The sequence below is a fragment of the Methanohalobium evestigatum Z-7303 genome (assembly GCF_000196655.1).
Lineage (GTDB): Archaea > Halobacteriota > Methanosarcinia > Methanosarcinales > Methanosarcinaceae > Methanohalobium > Methanohalobium evestigatum.
Genome location: NC_014253.1, coordinates 2,179,022 through 2,195,639 on the forward strand (window position 1 = coordinate 2,179,022; position 16,618 = coordinate 2,195,639).

A 16,618-nucleotide genomic window follows, 5' to 3' on the forward strand; every position below is an offset into this window, starting at 1 on the left:
CTTATTTTTCTCCATTGGATTCTATTTTATTTTGGAGCTCGTTTAACTTGTTCAATGCATCTATCGGTGTTAATTCATTGGTGTTTAGGTCTTTAAGTTCATTAACAACAGGATGTCGTTCATCTTCTTTATCATTCTGCTTTTGAGACTGGTCGGGGTCGAAAAAAACCAGTTGTGTATATTTTTTCTTCTTATCCTTTTTGTTGTCTTCATCACCTATAGATGCATTCTTTTCAATATCTTTTAATATTTCTCTGGCTCTACTGGTTACTTTTTTAGGAACGCCTGCATAACGTGCAACCTGTATTCCATAACTTTTATCAGTTGCACCGGGTACAATTTTCCTCAGAAATACAAGGTTGTCACCCTCTTCTTTGACTGCGATGTGATAGTTGCTGACTCTTTTGAGTTTGTTTTCAAGGTCTGTAAGCTGGTGATAATGAGTAGCAAAAAGCGATCTTACGCCAACACCGTCTTTTTTATGGATGTATTCCACAACAGCTTTTGCGATGCTGTATCCATCAAATGTGCTAGTACCTCTGCCTATTTCATCAAGTAGAACAAGGCTTTTAGGAGTTGCATTATTCAAAATATTGGCAAGTTCAACCATCTCCACCATAAATGTACTCTGTCCACTTGCAAGGTCATCAAAAGCACCAACTCTTGTAAACACCCTGTCCACAATTCCGATGGATGCATAAGAGGCAGGAACAAAAGAACCTGCCTGTGCCATTATAGTAATCAGTGAATTCTGGCGCATATAAGTGGATTTACCCGCCATATTGGGACCTGTAATCAATAAAAATTGATTATCAGTACAGTTCATCTCACAATCATTTGCAACAAACCCACTGTCTACTTTGTTTTCGACCACTGGATGACGACCTTCGCGTATGGTGATGTCACAGTCATCTGTAACTTCAGGTCTTACGTAGTTGTTATTAACAGCAATTTCGGCAAGGTTTGCCAGTACATCCAGTTTTCCAATAAGCGTTGCAGTACGTTGCAGGTTCTTTGAATGTGATGCCACTTTTGAATTTATATCGGTAAACAGGTTATACTCAAGAGATACGATTTTTTCATCGGCTGATATAATCATATTCTCGCGTTCTTTCAATTCCGGTGTATAGAAACGTTCAGCGTTTGCCATTGTCTGCTTCCGGATATAATCATCCGGTACGTATTTTATGTTGGGTTTTGTAACCTCTATATAGTATCCAAAAACCTTGTTGTATCCAACCTTTAACGAATTTATGCCTGTTCTTTCCCTTTCCTGTTTCTGGAATGAGGCAATCCATTCTTTGGAGTGTCTGGACATATCCTTGAGTTCGTCCAGTTCTTCACTGTAGCCCGGTTTAATAAGTCCTCCTTCCCTTACAGTTGCGGGAGGTTCATCTGTAATTCCCTTTTCAATCAGTTCTGTTATATCTCCCAGTTCCGTAAATGATGAAAGCTCGTTATGTATTTCTTTCAGGATATCTGACTGGTCACATTCCTTAAGGCATCCAATGATATCGGGTACAACTTCCAGTGACTTTTTAAGAGCAACAAGGTCTCTGGCGTTGGAATTTCCATAAACAATGCGCCCAATCAGGCGTTCTACATCCTTTACATAGGACAGGTATGACCTCAGGTCGAAACGTACAAGGGTTTCTTCTTTTAAATTCTGAACCGCATCAAGGCGTCGGTTAATTTTATCTATTGAGATCAGGGGTTTTACAAGCCATTTTTGTAGTAATCTGCCCCCCATGGGTGTTTTTGTGTCATCAAGGACTTTGAGAATAGTGGCATCATTACCTTCACCGCGTACACTTTTGATGACCTCCAGGTTTCTCAGGGTTATGGAATCCAGAACCATGAAATCCGAATCTGAATAACTCTTTAACGTATGTACATGTCCAAGTTCCCTCATCTGGGTTTCAAGAGTGTATTGAAGTGTTGCCCCAGATGCTGAAATCGCAAGTGTCAGGTCATCGCACCCCATACCTTTAAGAGTGGACACATTAAAATGTTGAAGTAATTGTAACCTTGCTGTATTTGTCTCAAAAGCGCTGGAGTCATATTCATGAAGGGTTATTTTCATGTCCTTCAGAAGCTGTGCAATTTCTGAATTATTATATAGATAGGGTGGAAGAATACATTCTGCGGGTCTCATCCGGGCAATTTCACTTGCAATTCGGTCATATGGTGGTTCATCGGATAATTGTGTGGTGAGGAATTCTCCAGTGGAAACATCTAAAAACGATAACCCAAACTCGTTATTCTTTTCAGAAATAGCCATCAGGTAATTGTTAGCAGCATCTGTAAACATAGTAGAATCGATAGCTGTTCCCGGTGTGACAACCCTTACAACTCCCCGTTTAACAACACCCTTGGCTTCTCTTGGATCTTCCAGTTGTTCACAGATTGCTACTTTGTATCCTTTTTTAATAAGTCTTGGTAAATAATTATCAACAGCATGGTATGGGATACCTGCAAGAGGTCTTTTTTCACCTTTTTTATTTCCGTTACGGTTTGTTAATGTGATTTCAAGTTCTTCAGAAACAGTTTTAGCATCTTCATCAAAACATTCGTAGAAATCGCCCATTCTGAAAAATAATAACGCATCACTGTATTTTTTCTTCATTTCATAATATTGTTGCATAGCAGGTGTTTGCTTGCTCATTTTAAACTCCGCAGACAAAATTGGTTTTCAAGTATTATCTATAACAAGTAAATATATTTCTTTTCCCAGACATTTATAAAAATTAAGAATCAGGAATGTTGGGTTACAGTAAGGATGGATTGCTCGTTGAAAACAAATGTCCGGCTGAAGTTATTTAAAAATACTGGTGAGCTGTTTATTCGAAAACAGGAATACAGACCCCCTATAACGGGGTCTTAGGTGAATTATTCTACCAGTTTTTTTGTAATTTCTGCTACATGTTTTCCCTGAAAATGGGCTATATCAAGCTCATTTTTGCTTGGCTGTCGGCTTCCATCAGGTGATGCGATTGTTGAAGCACCATAAGGACTGCCACCTGTAATTTCATCAAGGGTCATCTGTCTGCTTTCTGAATAAGGCAATCCGACAATGATCATTCCATGATGCAACAGTGTGGTATGGAAATTGAGGATTGTTGATTCCTGACCGCCATGTTGGGTAGCACTGGATGTAAAAACACTCCCTACTTTGCCTATGAGGTCTCCATTTGCCCATAATTTACCGGTGGCATCAAATAATGTCCGCATCTGAGCGGTCATCATACCAAAACGTGTTGGAGTGCCAAATATTAGGCCATCGGCCTCTGTCAGTGTGTCCAGTGTAGCAGTCGGAATGTGGGAAAAAGTTTCCTTTGATTCAAGAGCTCCTTTCTTTTCCAATACTTCATCTGAAAGCGTTTCTTCAACCTGATAGATATTTACATCTGAACCTTCAACTTCTCTGGCACCTTCAGCAACAGCTTCAGCCAACTGGTAGATATGCCCGAATAAACTGTGAAATATAATATTAATCTTCATTGGATTTTACTCCCCCTCCAAAAGCAATACGACTTTTATACGTCTACAATGGTTGATTTGCTTTACACATATAATTTTGGCAATTTGTAGTGTTTTAAAATATAAATTAGGTGTTTTGTACCTTAATCATACAATAAGCCTTTTTTTCATGAGATTTACAGACAGCACAAAAAGAATTAGTGAAGCTGCGGCTATCCATATAAAATTTCCCAGCATAATGATGTCTAATGAACCGGTAGTCAATGACCTTATAATCATTACAATATGCGTTAAAGGAAGAATTGCATATGCAAGATATTGAAGAATCTGGGGTAAAAGTGAAAGTGGGAAAAACGTACCGCTGAAAAGGAACATGGGGGTTATAAAAAGTATAGACGGGTAAGTGAGTGTGTTTATATTCGGAGAAATAGCAGTAAAACACATTCCAAGACATGCAAAAAGGAAACCTGAAATAAATGAAAAAGGTATAATTAACAGTGAATGAGGATACTCAGCCAGACCCATTATACTGACAATTATCACTACAAGTGTAGCGTTAATTGTACTTCTGGTAGCACCCCACAACATTTCACCGGTGATCACTTCTTCTATGGTCAATGGAGTTGCTATAATGGCATCGAAGGTTTTTTGATAGTACATTCTGACATATGAACCGAACGTACATTCAAAAAAAGAAGCATACATCATGGATACCGCTATCATTGCCGGTGCAATGAATTCAATATACGAAACCCCTTCTATGTTGTTTATATAGGTTCCAAGTCCAAGACCAATAGCGAATAAATACAGTAGTGGACTAAGTAGTGGTGGGAGCAGGTTAACTTTTAGAGTAGTCATAAAGACGTCCTTGTTCCGAAGCCAGACTTTAAAAACCCTGTAACTTAAACTCGGTAGTTTAAAATAGGACATAATCGACATAAGTTCACTCTCTCAGTTTCCTGCCTGTAAGTTTTAAAAAAACGTCTTCAAGTGTAGCTGAACGGACTGTTATTTTTTCGAATTCACACTCCTTCATTAGTCGGTCTGAGATATCTTTAGGCTCATTTGTATATATTTGTACAGTACTATCAAGGGTTTCATAATTGATATCGGTTTTATTCAGACAGGATATAACAGGCTTTGTGTTGTCTACTTCAACTACATCAGAACCTATATATTTTTTAACTATATCATCAGGGTCTCCTTCAATCAGAATTTGTCCGTAATCCATGATAACCAGTCTATCACATAGATACGCTGCTTCTTCCAGATAATGGGTAGTAAGTACAATTGTTACATTTTGCTTTTTTAAACCCCTGATTTTTTCCCATAATAGATGCCTTGCCTGAGGGTCAAGACCCACTGTAGGTTCATCCAGTATCAGTAAACTCGGGTTGTTAACAAGAGCTCTTGCCAGTATTAGACGTCTTTTCATTCCGCCTGATAACATGTAAGTCATTACGTCTTTTTTCTCTTCCAGTTGCACAAATTCAAGTAAACTATTGACACGTTCTTTACTTTCCTTTTTTGGAATGTCAAAATATCGAGAATAAACAAATAGGTTTTCATATACAGTAAAATCAGGGTCAAGGTTGTTTTCCTGTGGGACAACGCCTATGTTTTTTTTTATTTCTTTTTGATGTGTGTTTACATCCATCCCGAATACTTCAAGTTTACCATCATCCTTGGGTGAAACACACTGTATCATCCTCATGGCAGTGGTTTTACCTGCACCGTTTGGTCCCAGAAATCCGAAAACTTCGCTTTTCTCCACTGTAAAATTTATGCCATCAACAGCAACAAGTTCTCCGAATTTCTTTTGCAGGTTTTGAGCAACAATAACTGGAGCTATGAAATCCACCACCTTGGATTCTTAAACATTAACTTTAAGATGCAGATGAAATGAAAAGGGAATATTGACATGCAAGTTATTCAGATGTTTCTTTTTCCATTTTTTCCAGTTCTTTTGGAGAAATCTGTTCAAGCTTATCAGGGTCTGTAACATCCTTATGAACAAAAAGCCCACACCAGCAGCGTTTCATTATATCAAAGTGTTTTCTGTTAAAGGGTATGCAGGGGCATACAAGTTTCATATCCTCTTCACGGTTTCCTGGAAGTGCCTGACATGGACAATAAGGAGCACCCTTTTCCCTTTCAGTCATAACTTCCTGTTCAAGCAGGAAATCAACAAGTTCTTCATCAGGGCTGAATTTGTATCCCAGCGGGTCTACTACTCTGGTGAATAATTCTCTCAGTTTATTTTTTCTTCTTTCAGTTCGTGCTTCGGAAGACATATTATAACCCTTTTATTCTTCAATACCCAGTAATTCAGCATATTTTTTCGGTTTATATCCGATAATAACCTCGTCCCCGATTATAACAAATGGAGTGGCTGTACTTCCCGCTTCACGTTTCATTTCCTCAATTATCCTTTCTTTTTCGTTTTCGTCTTTTAATTTGTCGATGTCAACATAATCATAAGGAATTTTTCTTTTTTCAAAAAACTTCTTAGTTTTTTTACACCACGGACATGTGCTGAGCGTATACATGAACACTTTTTCCATTATCTCCCCTCTTCAAGATTTACGTATATGCTTCCTTCTGATATTTTTGTCTGGTAAGTTGGAATTTTTATTTCATTTGCAGTAACAAATTCACCGGTTCTTACATCAAATTTCCAGTCATGACAAGGACATTTTACTGTATACCCTTCAAGAGAACCTTTTGACAGCAGGCATTCCATGTGTGCGCATTTATTTGATAGTGCATAGATTTCTCTGTCTATTTTTACAAGAAGTATAAGGTTGCCTTCTAATTTGATACCTTTTAAACTATTATCCTGTAAACTGCTTTCATCAATTGCAAAAACCCAAGATTCAGTTATCTAATTCCCCCTGAAAAGATTAAAAGCAATATATTTCTCCCTTTCTTAATAATTAACATCAAATAATATTAACTTTTCCTTCCAACCTGATAACTTAGCACTTCTATTGGGGTTAGTTTTTAGTGACATGAATTAGATACATTCATACTTACTAATGGTGGGAGTATATGCACTTAAACAACGTTAAACTAATTGTATTGCTATCCTTTTTAACGTTTATATTCATATCTGGATGTGTCAGCAATCCTTCTCAAACAAATAATTTAACAGAAGAGGAAACTGCTCAGGGAATTGAGCTTACAGATGATGGACAAAAATACCTTGTTCATCCTGATAAACTGGTTTCTGGAGGACCTGGTAAAGATGGAATCCCATCGATAGACAGTCCAACGTACAACACAGTTGATGAGGCTGACAGATATCTAAGCGATGACGAACTTGTGATGGCTCTCAACTATAATGGCAAAAAGCAGGTTTATCCCTTGCAGATTATGGTCTGGCATGAGATAGTCAATGATAATATAAACAATCAACCGGTTTTGATAACTTATTGTCCATTATGTGGTTCAACTCTTGCTTTTGAAAGAAAGGTACAGGGAGATGAGGTAGAATTTGGAACATCTGGTAAACTTTATAACTCCAATCTGGTTATGTATGACAGAAAAACCGATACATACTGGGCACAGCTTACAGGGCAGGCTATAGTAGGGGAATTGACAGGTGAGGAATTAACCCCTATATCAATAGATACCGTTTACTGGGGAGACTGGAAGAGATCACACCCGGATTCTCAGGTATTGAGCCGGGATACAGGAGCCAGGCGTCCCTACGGAGAAGACCCGTACACAGGTTATTATAATGATAGTTCGCTGTTGTTTCCTGTAGAAAACAGGGATAACAGGATCCATCCAAAGACCGTTGTTTTTGGTATTAAAGTAAATGACAGTTTCAAAGCGTATCAAGAAGATGATTTAAAGAATCAGGGTACAATCAGTGACAATGTCAGTGGAACTGATATTGAAATTGAACGCAATGATACAGGAATAGTAAGTGTAACCAATCTGGATACGGGTGAGAAAATCATCAAAGTAAGAACATTCTGGTTTGCGTGGTATGCTTTTCATCCAGAAACTGCCCTATATTCAAAATGATGGGGCCGCGGAGATTTGAACTCCGGTCACAAGACCCCCAGCCTTGAAGGATGGTCCAGGCTACCCTACGGCCCCTCAGGTATGGGGTAGCATACAATAGTCGAGGATATTAATATACTTTTCACCATTTTATTTAAAAATTCCATGACCTGTATGCTTCCAGTATATCTTTACCTTCTACAAAAACCAGATTGTGCTTTCTGGCGTATTCCATTGCATCGTCTTTGGATAGTGCTTTCCCGTTGTTGTCATCAAGCATTTCGCAGACGACCATTGCAGGGGTTATACCAGACATATTTGCGATGGCTATTGAAAGTTCGGTCTGACCCATTCTTTTATTGACTTCTCCTTCTGCAGCTTTAAGGATTGCAACATGTCCAGGAGACCTGAATTCAGCTCCAAAATCAAAATCTTCACCATTAATTGTTTTTTGAACAGCTTCCCCAAGTTTATTAATAGTTAATGAACGGTCGTTGTCAGGTATTCCTGTACGAGTATCCCTATGATTTACCCACAATGAAAAGGATGACCGTGTATCATATTCAAGATCACCGCTTTGCTCAACAATTGACTTGAGAGAATTGTTTGTTCTGGATGCTTCTTTGAGGACATCTGCCATAAAAGGGAGCCCAAAATTGTTAGAAGCACGAAAATCGATGGCTGTACAAATAAGCCCTCCTCCATCTTTTCGCATCCATTTAACATCTGCTGGAGTTATTGATGTAGCAGGTACCGTTAGGTCAGTTTCACCTTCCCGTCCTTCTGAATCATACAGTAGAAACATCTGCCCGTTTTTTGCGGCATCTATAACTTTTCTGACAGTTTCATTCTGGTTATTGGATGAATTCATTTTTATTACTCTCATGGATATTTGTGATTGTTTTGTTTTAACAGGATTTTTACATCATCCCCATCGTTCAGGTTGAGTTTTTTACGCAGGTTAACAGATGCAATAATTTCCAGCAGGTCGCTTGGATAATGAGAACGTGACGGCAGGATTATGGCACATTCAATATCTTCAATTATGGCTTTGTAACATTTACCACTCCCAAACGTTCTTTCACCATCAGTAAAGCCGTTTATCTGGGTTGCTGGTAATTCTTCAAGTTTTTCACGTGTATGTTTGCTATAATTTGCCAGACACACATTCAGTGTTCCCGGATATGGCGTAAAGTTTAACTTGTTTTCAAACTGTTTTTTGTATCCATCAAGGTTGATGTAGTATTTCCCTTCCCCCAGTCCATTGACTACATAACCATATAGTTCTATGTCACCTTCTTTTTCAAAAATCCTCAGATAATCTGCGTATTCATCACGAAGTTTTTTTAAACCCTGTTCTGTAACTGTTATCAATTGTCCGTCCTGTACAATTTCTCTGTTGATGAGATTTTCATCATCCAGTTTTTTAAGTATCCTTGCTGCGGTCTTGGAACTTGAAGATATATGCTCTGTAAATTCACTGGATGATATCTTTATGCATTCATCAACAGCACCCAATAGTGCAAGTTTTTTAAGAGATTCAATAGAACAGGGCATTAATAAACCACCTGTCGACTCATATTTGAGTTGTAACCGTCTCATATATGAGGCAGAAGATAATAAATGTTTTGACTGGAATATCTGCATAAAAATGTTATTTTAACCGGGCCAGAATTCCTAAATGGTCTTCATGGTTGGGTTCAAGTTCACTTCTTTTTAAAATTTCAAACTCCACAGCAAAATCCTTGGTAAGTTTTTTTACTTCTTCTTTGAATATTTTTTTCGGATTTGCTACGGTATCAATACTTCTGGCTTTTATTGCAAGTAAAAGAAAACCATCTTTTTTGAGAAATGCTTCTGCATTTTTTGCAGCAATTTCTGCTTGATTCGGCTGGGAAACATCCTGAAAAATAACATCCACTTTTTCTACAATATGTGAATAGTGGCTCGGATGTCCAGCATCTGCAAGGACAGGTATTATATTGGGACGCTTTTCACACAACATCACTAAGTCTCGCATTGTTCGGGATGAAAATTCCACAGCATATATCAGCCCATTGGTGGCAATATCAGAAATATGACTGACAGTAGTTCCAGAAGCAGCACCAAGGTACAGTACTTTGGATTCAGGGCTGAGAGGGACGTCAAATTTTTTTAGAACCATCGCCCCGAATTTGCTACGGTGTACATCCCACCTTCGGTACTCTACATCATCAACCACTACTAATGGTTCTGAATATACACTATTTCCGGGATTTAGGTTTCTGGTTGCAAGTTGCTTCTTTTTACCTTTTGAGAGTTCAAAAATACCCTGTGAAATTTCTTTAATGTCCATTTTTTGTTCCTGTCCTGTTTAAAACTGGATTACTTTTTTGATTTGTTTTTACCGGGTGGATATGGATAGGTATTTTTGATATTATTTATTTTCTCGTCCAGATTAATGGACAATTTATCGTTAACTTCACCAGAATAGTAATCAATTCTTGCAGCAAGGCTTATCTTGGAGGCAAAAGCTCGTGCAATTTTGCCTCTCTGCCACCATGGAGCGTTTTTTATCAATGGATGGTTGAATATAACACCGTGTTTAGGGGATGTTGCACGGGATCGGAGATGTTTGAACAGTGCGTTATTTGCACCTATAACCTGTATGGTACTTGATGGCAGGCTTGCAAGTCTTTCCAGACTACCTGTCATACTGATAAGCCGGGATCCAAGAAGAGCTCCTGCTATATTGGTCAGGTTCGGAGCCGCGTGTTCCACATTTTCCACTATGTAATCCTCGATTTCTTTACGGTTTTTGTAGAAGCTGCAGAGGTTTATAGCAAAATCTTTGATTATCTTTTCTTCAGAACCTGAAAGTTCAGCTCCCATTGAATCATTTGCTATAGAGTACCATTCATTATCCTGTGTTATATTTGACTTGGAACCGTGTTTTGCAACAAACTGTGCAAGGTCTTCTGAAGTTAGGTTAAGTTCTGGGAAAAACATTCCGTACCATTCAGATAGCCGCTCTGATAGCAGGTTGGTAGTTTCGTCTATATCATCAAGTGCTTCAACCGCCTGAATAATCCTAATATCGTTGGTAGTGGCGTTTGAAATCTGGATTTTTGAGGTTTTTATTGCAGCTTGCCGAAGCAGGGTTTCATATTCTTCTTCAGAATCCACAAAACCACATTCCAAAGCTGTAGAGCGTAAGTCTAATTGTAAGCTTCTGGCTTTTGATGGTCTGGAATCTATAATATGTCTGGCGATTAAATCAGGATTTTTTGAACAGAGTCTGCACTCTTTAATTGATATTTTTCCGTCTTTATCAGTTACAATTGTTCCAAACCATGTTATAATTTCCAATTCAAACCTCCGATATATTTGCACCTGTATTGTTGGCGCTGGTTATTATTGCATGGCCACCCACAGTATCATCCAGCATACTCTGTACATCCTCCCGGATTTTTTTGCTTTGTAATTTACTGTCTGAAAACCCAAAAACATCAGGTCCAAACGAACTCATACCACAGCCTTTGGCACCGGTATCGTTCATAAATCTGATAAGGTTTTTTATATCTTCGGACTGGAGTGCTATTTCACGTTTTTTAAATCCGGTGGATTGTAGGTGGTTTATACCTCTTCCAAAAGTATCAATATCATTTTCCAAAATTGCCGGTATTATCTGCATCAGTATAAGATGTGATATTTCCTGTACTTCATTCAATGGTATCGGGCATTCCTTATTAAAGATGTCGACCTCTTTTGCATCATGAGCACCCTGACCGTGTGGTAGAGCCATTATTATATCCCAGTCTGGAAAATCATGTCTAAATACTATCGGCGCAGGGTCTGCTTTGCTGGCTGCAGACGGTGAAAAACCTTCCTTTTTATTGAATTTGTGTCCGGCATCGACCAGAAATCCACCGCTTTCAAAGGATGCCACACCTATACCAGAAGTTCCGCCACGTCCAACTTTTTCTGCCAGTTCTCTAACATCTAATCCAAGATTATATACTTCATTTACTGCAGATGCAGCAGAAAGTGCTGATTGCGTTCCAGAACCAAGACCCACATGAGGTGGTATATCATCTTCAATATTTAGGTTAATTCCTTTCCCATCGGGCAAAACAGATTTTACCGCATTTTTTACACGTTCATTAAGGGCTGAATTACCAGTTACAGTTATATTGTCTGATTTTTCGGCTGTAAGTTCCATTTTTGGATAATCAAGGGTGATTCCAAGTCCACCATCAACTCTGCCGATTTCTGCGTTAAGGTCTATCAATGATAGATGGAGTCTGGAGGGAGATGTTATCCTTATCATATTAGTGTGAGGTATTGTTTTTTCTTAATATGTTCCAGATTGTTTTTAAAACCTTTCTTTCAGTTACAAATCTTACTACAGACGGAACCAATGAGTACAGCCTAAAACCTATATTTATTACTACCTCATATTTCAATAAATTATCGTTGAAAACGGGATTAATTGTACATCTGTAATCACAGTTGTTATTACATTTTTCGTCTATAAAACCCATTACTGAACACAAAAACCCATAGTATATGCCGGTTTCAGAGGGGTCTGAAAATCCATAGGTCAGGTTGCAATGTAATTTTTTAATCTGAATAATATGGAAAATATCGCGAGCTAATCTTTCACTCGGTTTTTTGATACTTTTAAACAATTTTATGATATTCTTAATTCTGCTAAACGATGGGATTTCAGCTTTTTTTACTTTTTTCCCTGTTTTCCCTGATCCCTGTTTAAAATCAGGTTTATATGATAACATCAGCCATTTTATAGCAGTATAACCGCAAAAACCCTCATCGTCTCTTTTTAAACATACAATTATACGGAACGGAGCAAATAGCAGCAATAAAAGAGGTACAACTACAATAATAAAAAGGATGTAAAAAATAATTGTGTACATAAGTGGATTATTCCGCTTTTGTGCTTTTTTCAGATTCCTCTTTTTTATTCTTTCCCATTCTTTCTTTTACGGTTTTTACTTCTTCAAATAAACCAGGAACTGCTTCCAGTATGGTGCTAATGCTATCTTTTCTGGAAATAGAATGAACACTAACCCCTTATTCGGATATGACTATAAAAGCCACCGGCTCTATTTTGGCACCAGCACCACCGCCACCACCAAAACCTGATTCAGATTCATTCTTCTTTTCTTCTCCTCCACCACTTCCGAAACCAAAACTAACACGCGTTACTGGTATTATGGTTTTACCTGCTGACTCTACAGGGTCACCTATAACAGTCTTTGTACTGACCAGATTTTCAAGTTCACCAGCAACTTCCTTTATAACGTCTTCAAGGCTCATGATACCGCACCACTTACTTTTAGTAAAGCTTTCTATTTATTGCGCGGTATACACTGTGTTTTAAAGGTAAAAATAACTATCCTGAAAAATATAAAAAGAATTATTTAGAATTGTCCATGAAAAAGTTCATAAGTGAATATTTAATTTTTTCAGGCTCAACATCAATAAATTCCTTTTTCTCATCTTCTGGAAACACCGGATAAACTGCAAATTTTCCAAATTTTTGGGGTGATTCTGTCAAAAACCTCCCATCTATGAGAATTCTTGCACCATAATCGGTTGGTGAGCGAACAACTCTTCCCATAGCTTGTCGGATTTTACGTATCGTGGGTATCTGAACTGCATAATCCCATCCTGCACCGTATCCAAAAACACTGTCATAGGCGGATTCAACAGCATTCATCCTGTCATTGAGAGCAGGATAACCTACACCAACAATGATGACAGTGCGTCCACGTCCTTCTCTATAATCGAGCCCTTCACTTAGAGTGCCCCAGATATAGGACAACATCACGGCTTTTCCACCATCTTCTCCTATATCAAAAAATTCCTGTCTTACCTGTTGTGCAGAAACACCCACCTCATCCAGAAATACAGGAATATTGAGCTGTGAATCAAGTTTTCCATGATAACGTTTTGCTTCATGTGAGTTCTGGAAGAATATTATTACATTACCAGTGGATTGTTCGATTGAATCAAGTAGTATCTGTTCAATGGTCTCTATATTCTGGGGATCATCTCTGTTTTTTGCAAATAACGGAGGTACTGATGCTGCAATTGTTAGGCGTTTATCCTCGGAGAAGGATGAACCATAGGCGAGTTCACATGTTTCTCTACTTATACCAAGGGTGTTTTTGACCATGTCAAAAGGTCGCAGTGTTGCTGACATCAGAATGGATGAATAGACCGATTCAAAAAGTGGTTCTGTGACATTTTTCGGAATACAGGTAAATAGTTCAATACGTCCGTAGATTTCGTCGTTCTGGTCTCTTCTGACATTGAGTATGGGATAATAGTGGGGGTTGTTGGACAGTTCCATATACGATAACAGAAAGTCTGCAGCGTATTTAATATCGGAATGTTTTAAAACTTTGGACAGCCCTTTTTTGTACTGCTCATGATAGAACTCATCCAGTTTGGATCCAAATTCGCTTGCTTCTTCAAGTAGTTCGCGAATCTGCTTTTTGTCTCCAAAGCCCTCTTCTTTTGCCTGTCGTAAAAATTTCCCGGCAACCATATCGTTTCTGTCATAAGGGTCACTGATGCGAATGTCATACCAGTATTTTCCAATTTTTTCCTTTTCTCCGAATTTGAACCTTGAATTGTACGTATTTTGTACCACATCAAGCAGTGTGCTGAAAAGGTTGCCCAATCTTTCATCAGGTACCTGACCTATGTATTCGTTAACCTCTGACATTGCTTTTTCAATAGTGTGTTCGGTGATGGTTATGGAAGAATGAGAACGTGCAGCGGATTCAATGTTGTGAGCTTCATCGAATATAACGATAACATCTTGTGGTTCTCTATCAATCCAGCTTAGAAGAGTGGAAAAAATATCCTGATTTAAAACATGGTGGAAGTTTGCAATTACAAGGTCTGCGTATTTGATTTCACGTTTTAATAACTCGTATCCGCACATACTGTTTTGATAGGCAAAATCATTGACCTCCTCTGGAGTTCGGACATCTTTAAACAGCCAGTCTCTAAATTTTTCACTGTCATAGTTCAGGACTTCATATAATTCACTGCAGGTACGTCCACGGAGATTGCGTGCTTTTTCTTCAGAGTTTTCGAGTTCTTTTGAAAGTTCATCTCTTAAACGTATCAGTTCCGGGTCTTTTGATTGTTTATAATTTTTATTTGCTGATTTGAGTTCCTGCCGTTTTAACTGGATATCTTTTTCCAGTTCAATGAGGTCAAAAGTGTTTTCCCTTTTAACAGTGCATTCGTCATAGTCGATTCCATGAGGGCACATGTTGGTTTTACCCTTTATAACTGCGGCTTTTATGTCATTAGTTTTTTTTATATCACGGGCTTCCTGTATGAACTGCACCATTTGCTGGTGGACATTGGTAGCGATTATAACAGTTTTGTCCAGTTGTTTACCTACCTGTAGTGCTGGTGCAAGAGCACTCAGGGTTTTTCCTGTACCACATGCACCTTCAAAAAGAACTATCTGTTTTTTAAGAAGAGCTGAATGGATATTCTCCATTGCATCTTCCTGATTGGGATAGCAGGAATCTTTTGTAAAATATTTTAAATACCCTTTGGAACCTTTCATTGCAACACCTAAATCTTAGCCCGTTTTAATAGGTTTTGTTCTTTAAATTTTATCTAAAATTTTAACCATTACGGTTGTAGAAGTTGAAATCTAATATCGACAGTTTTTTATTCAAACTGCCTTATCTAAAGTAGCAAGTTTTAATAAACCTTATTAATACAATAAAAGGAGATATAGTACAAATGGTAGCAGTTATTATTTCTGAAAATTGTGTGGGCTGTGCGACATGTGTTGATGAATGTCCGGTCGAAGCAATTTCACTGGATGGCGAAAACATTGCAGTTGTAGATGAAGGTGAATGTTCAGATTGTGGTGAATGTGTAGATGTATGTCCTACAGAAGCAATTGAAATTGAGTAATCCGTTTTAATATATTCAATCAAATAATTTAATCAATTTTTTAGGTGGTGGCAATGGCAGAGCGAATAAAAGCTGGAGTACTGGGTGCTACAGGAGCAGTTGGACAGCGTTTTATCGAAGCGCTTACAGACCATCCTTGGTTTGAAATCACATCACTTGCAGCATCAGAACGAAGTGCTGGCAAAACCTATGAAAATGCTGCAAACTGGAGGCTGGATTCCCAGTTACCTGATGAAGTAAAGGGTAAGGATGTAGTACCTGTCGACCCTTCCAAAGTAGATGCTGACGTAGTGTTCTCAGCACTACCCTCATCCAGTGCAAAAACTGTAGAACCAGAATTTGCAGAAGCAGGGTTTGCGGTTGCAAGCAATGCATCGTCTTATAGAATGGAAGACGATGTGCCACTTGTTGTTCCTGAAGTCAATCCCGACCATCTGGGTATGATAGAACAGCAGCAAGATAACCGCAACTGGGACGGATATATTATAACAAATCCAAATTGTTCGACTATTATCATGATAGTATCTCTCAAACCTTTGTTGCAGTTTGGTCTTAATAATGTCAATGTAGCGACTATGCAGGCAGTATCGGGTGCGGGATTTGATGGTGTGTCGTCCATGTCAATAATAGACAATATTCTCCCCTATATCAAAACAGAGGAAGAGAAGATGGAAAACGAGACTCTAAAACTTCTGGGAGAATTTAATGGTTCTGAGATTTTAAACCCGGATATACACGTAAGTTCATCATGTCACAGAGTACCTGTACTTGATGGACATACAGAAGCAATATGGGCTGGAATGGATGATAATCCAACACCAGAGGACGTCAGACAGGCTTTCCTTGATTTTGACCCTGGACTTGAAGACCTCCCATCAAAACCTGAAAATTCACTGGTTGTCTGGGATGAACCTGATAGACCCCAGCCGCGTCTGGATAAAAACATAGGTAACGGAATGGCGGTAAATGTCGGACGCATCCGAGAAGGTATCCGTTATATTGCACTGGGTCACAATACCATCCGCGGAGCGGCAGGTGCAAGTGTACTCAATGCTGAACTCCTTCACAAAAAAGGAAAATTATAACGATGCTTTAAAACGCATCGTTTTCCAATTTTTATATGATATTTAATATTGATTTTTTCCGATACTTTTTAAAAGTAAAA

The 16,618-nt window shown here is 38.4% G+C and carries 18 protein-coding genes and 1 tRNA gene; 3 read left to right on the forward strand and 16 right to left on the reverse strand.

All coding sequences use genetic code 11. The features are described 5' to 3' along the window. Position 1 precedes the first annotated feature (1 nt). The 7 genes from mutS to METEV_RS11010 all read right to left on the reverse strand — a co-directional run bounded on the left by mutS (position 2) and on the right by METEV_RS11010 (position 6,364). A complete protein-coding gene (gene mutS, locus METEV_RS10980; protein WP_013195585.1) occupies positions 2 to 2,665 on the reverse strand; it encodes a DNA mismatch repair protein MutS in 2,664 nt (887 codons plus the stop codon). A 224-nt stretch (positions 2,666 to 2,889) separates the two neighbouring features. Continuing rightward, positions 2,890 to 3,501 carry an NAD(P)H:quinone oxidoreductase gene (gene wrbA, locus METEV_RS10985; RefSeq protein ID WP_013195586.1) on the reverse strand — a complete coding sequence of 204 codons (612 nt, stop codon included), beginning with the start codon at positions 3,499 to 3,501 and terminating at the stop codon, positions 2,890 to 2,892. Between the two features lie 126 nt (positions 3,502 to 3,627). Further along, positions 3,628 to 4,419 carry an ABC transporter permease gene (locus tag METEV_RS10990; RefSeq protein WP_013195587.1) on the reverse strand — a complete coding sequence of 264 codons (792 nt, stop codon included), beginning with the start codon at positions 4,417 to 4,419 and terminating at the stop codon, positions 3,628 to 3,630. Positions 4,420 to 4,423: 4 nt separating this feature from the next. Continuing rightward, complete coding sequence (locus tag METEV_RS10995; RefSeq protein WP_049891309.1) at positions 4,424 to 5,341, reverse strand: ABC transporter ATP-binding protein; 918 nt, start codon at positions 5,339 to 5,341, stop codon at positions 4,424 to 4,426. A 67-nt stretch (positions 5,342 to 5,408) separates the two neighbouring features. Continuing rightward, the gene (locus METEV_RS11000; RefSeq protein ID WP_013195589.1) at positions 5,409 to 5,774 is read right to left on the reverse strand and encodes a ferredoxin-thioredoxin reductase catalytic domain-containing protein; all 366 of its coding nucleotides are present in this window, start codon (positions 5,772 to 5,774) and stop codon (positions 5,409 to 5,411) included. Between the two features lie 12 nt (positions 5,775 to 5,786). After that, a complete protein-coding gene (locus METEV_RS11005; protein WP_013195590.1) occupies positions 5,787 to 6,044 on the reverse strand; it encodes a glutaredoxin family protein in 258 nt (85 codons plus the stop codon). Beyond that, the gene (locus tag METEV_RS11010) at positions 6,044 to 6,364 is read right to left on the reverse strand and encodes a Rieske (2Fe-2S) protein (RefSeq protein ID WP_013195591.1); all 321 of its coding nucleotides are present in this window, start codon (positions 6,362 to 6,364) and stop codon (positions 6,044 to 6,046) included. The genes METEV_RS11005 and METEV_RS11010 overlap by 1 nt, the downstream gene beginning before the upstream one ends. 167 nt (positions 6,365 to 6,531) lie before the next feature. Between METEV_RS11010 and METEV_RS11015 the strand changes: the two genes are divergently transcribed. Next, on the forward strand, positions 6,532 to 7,515 hold the full coding sequence (locus METEV_RS11015; RefSeq protein ID WP_013195592.1) for a DUF3179 domain-containing protein: 984 nt from the start codon (positions 6,532 to 6,534) through the stop codon (positions 7,513 to 7,515). On the opposite strand, the gene METEV_RS11020 is transcribed toward METEV_RS11015, so the two are convergent. The 9 genes from METEV_RS11020 to METEV_RS11060 form a co-directional block, all read right to left on the reverse strand. Further along, positions 7,516 to 7,590 (reverse strand) — tRNA-Pro (locus METEV_RS11020). 58 nt (positions 7,591 to 7,648) lie between these two features. Beyond that, on the reverse strand, positions 7,649 to 8,365 hold the full coding sequence (gene ribB / locus METEV_RS11025; RefSeq protein WP_013195593.1) for a 3,4-dihydroxy-2-butanone-4-phosphate synthase: 717 nt from the start codon (positions 8,363 to 8,365) through the stop codon (positions 7,649 to 7,651). Between the two features lie 11 nt (positions 8,366 to 8,376). After that, complete coding sequence (locus METEV_RS11030) at positions 8,377 to 9,051, reverse strand: winged helix-turn-helix domain-containing protein/riboflavin kinase (RefSeq protein ID WP_013195594.1); 675 nt, start codon at positions 9,049 to 9,051, stop codon at positions 8,377 to 8,379. Between the two features lie 97 nt (positions 9,052 to 9,148). Then, complete coding sequence (locus tag METEV_RS11035; protein WP_013195595.1) at positions 9,149 to 9,829, reverse strand: fibrillarin-like rRNA/tRNA 2'-O-methyltransferase; 681 nt, start codon at positions 9,827 to 9,829, stop codon at positions 9,149 to 9,151. A 29-nt stretch (positions 9,830 to 9,858) separates the two neighbouring features. Beyond that, positions 9,859 to 10,842: an NOP5/NOP56 family protein gene (locus METEV_RS11040; RefSeq protein ID WP_013195596.1), complete on the reverse strand. Its 984-nt coding sequence runs from the start codon at positions 10,840 to 10,842 to the stop codon at positions 9,859 to 9,861. Position 10,843: 1 nt separating this feature from the next. Further along, positions 10,844 to 11,803: a beta-ribofuranosylaminobenzene 5'-phosphate synthase gene (locus METEV_RS11045; RefSeq protein ID WP_013195597.1), complete on the reverse strand. Its 960-nt coding sequence runs from the start codon at positions 11,801 to 11,803 to the stop codon at positions 10,844 to 10,846. 1 nt (position 11,804) lies between these two features. Beyond that, positions 11,805 to 12,410, reverse strand: a complete 606-nt coding sequence (locus tag METEV_RS12990; RefSeq protein ID WP_013195598.1) for a DUF2953 domain-containing protein — start codon at positions 12,408 to 12,410, stop codon at positions 11,805 to 11,807. 157 nt (positions 12,411 to 12,567) lie between these two features. Continuing rightward, positions 12,568 to 12,813, reverse strand: coding sequence for a GerW family sporulation protein (locus METEV_RS12935; protein WP_013195599.1), 246 nt, complete (start codon positions 12,811 to 12,813; stop codon positions 12,568 to 12,570). A gap of 100 nt (positions 12,814 to 12,913) precedes the next feature. Next, entirely contained in the window at positions 12,914 to 15,094 is a 2,181-nt protein-coding gene (locus METEV_RS11060) for an ATP-dependent DNA helicase (RefSeq protein ID WP_013195600.1), read from the reverse strand. 182 nt (positions 15,095 to 15,276) lie between these two features. Here METEV_RS11060 and METEV_RS11065 point away from each other — a divergent pair, with 182 nt between their 5' ends. Together METEV_RS11065 and asd are read left to right on the forward strand one after the other, a co-directional pair. After that, on the forward strand, positions 15,277 to 15,453 hold the full coding sequence (locus METEV_RS11065; protein ID WP_013195601.1) for a 4Fe-4S binding protein: 177 nt from the start codon (positions 15,277 to 15,279) through the stop codon (positions 15,451 to 15,453). A 53-nt stretch (positions 15,454 to 15,506) separates the two neighbouring features. After that, positions 15,507 to 16,538 carry an aspartate-semialdehyde dehydrogenase gene (asd, locus tag METEV_RS11070; protein ID WP_013195602.1) on the forward strand — a complete coding sequence of 344 codons (1,032 nt, stop codon included), beginning with the start codon at positions 15,507 to 15,509 and terminating at the stop codon, positions 16,536 to 16,538. Positions 16,539 to 16,618: the final 80 nt, after the last annotated feature.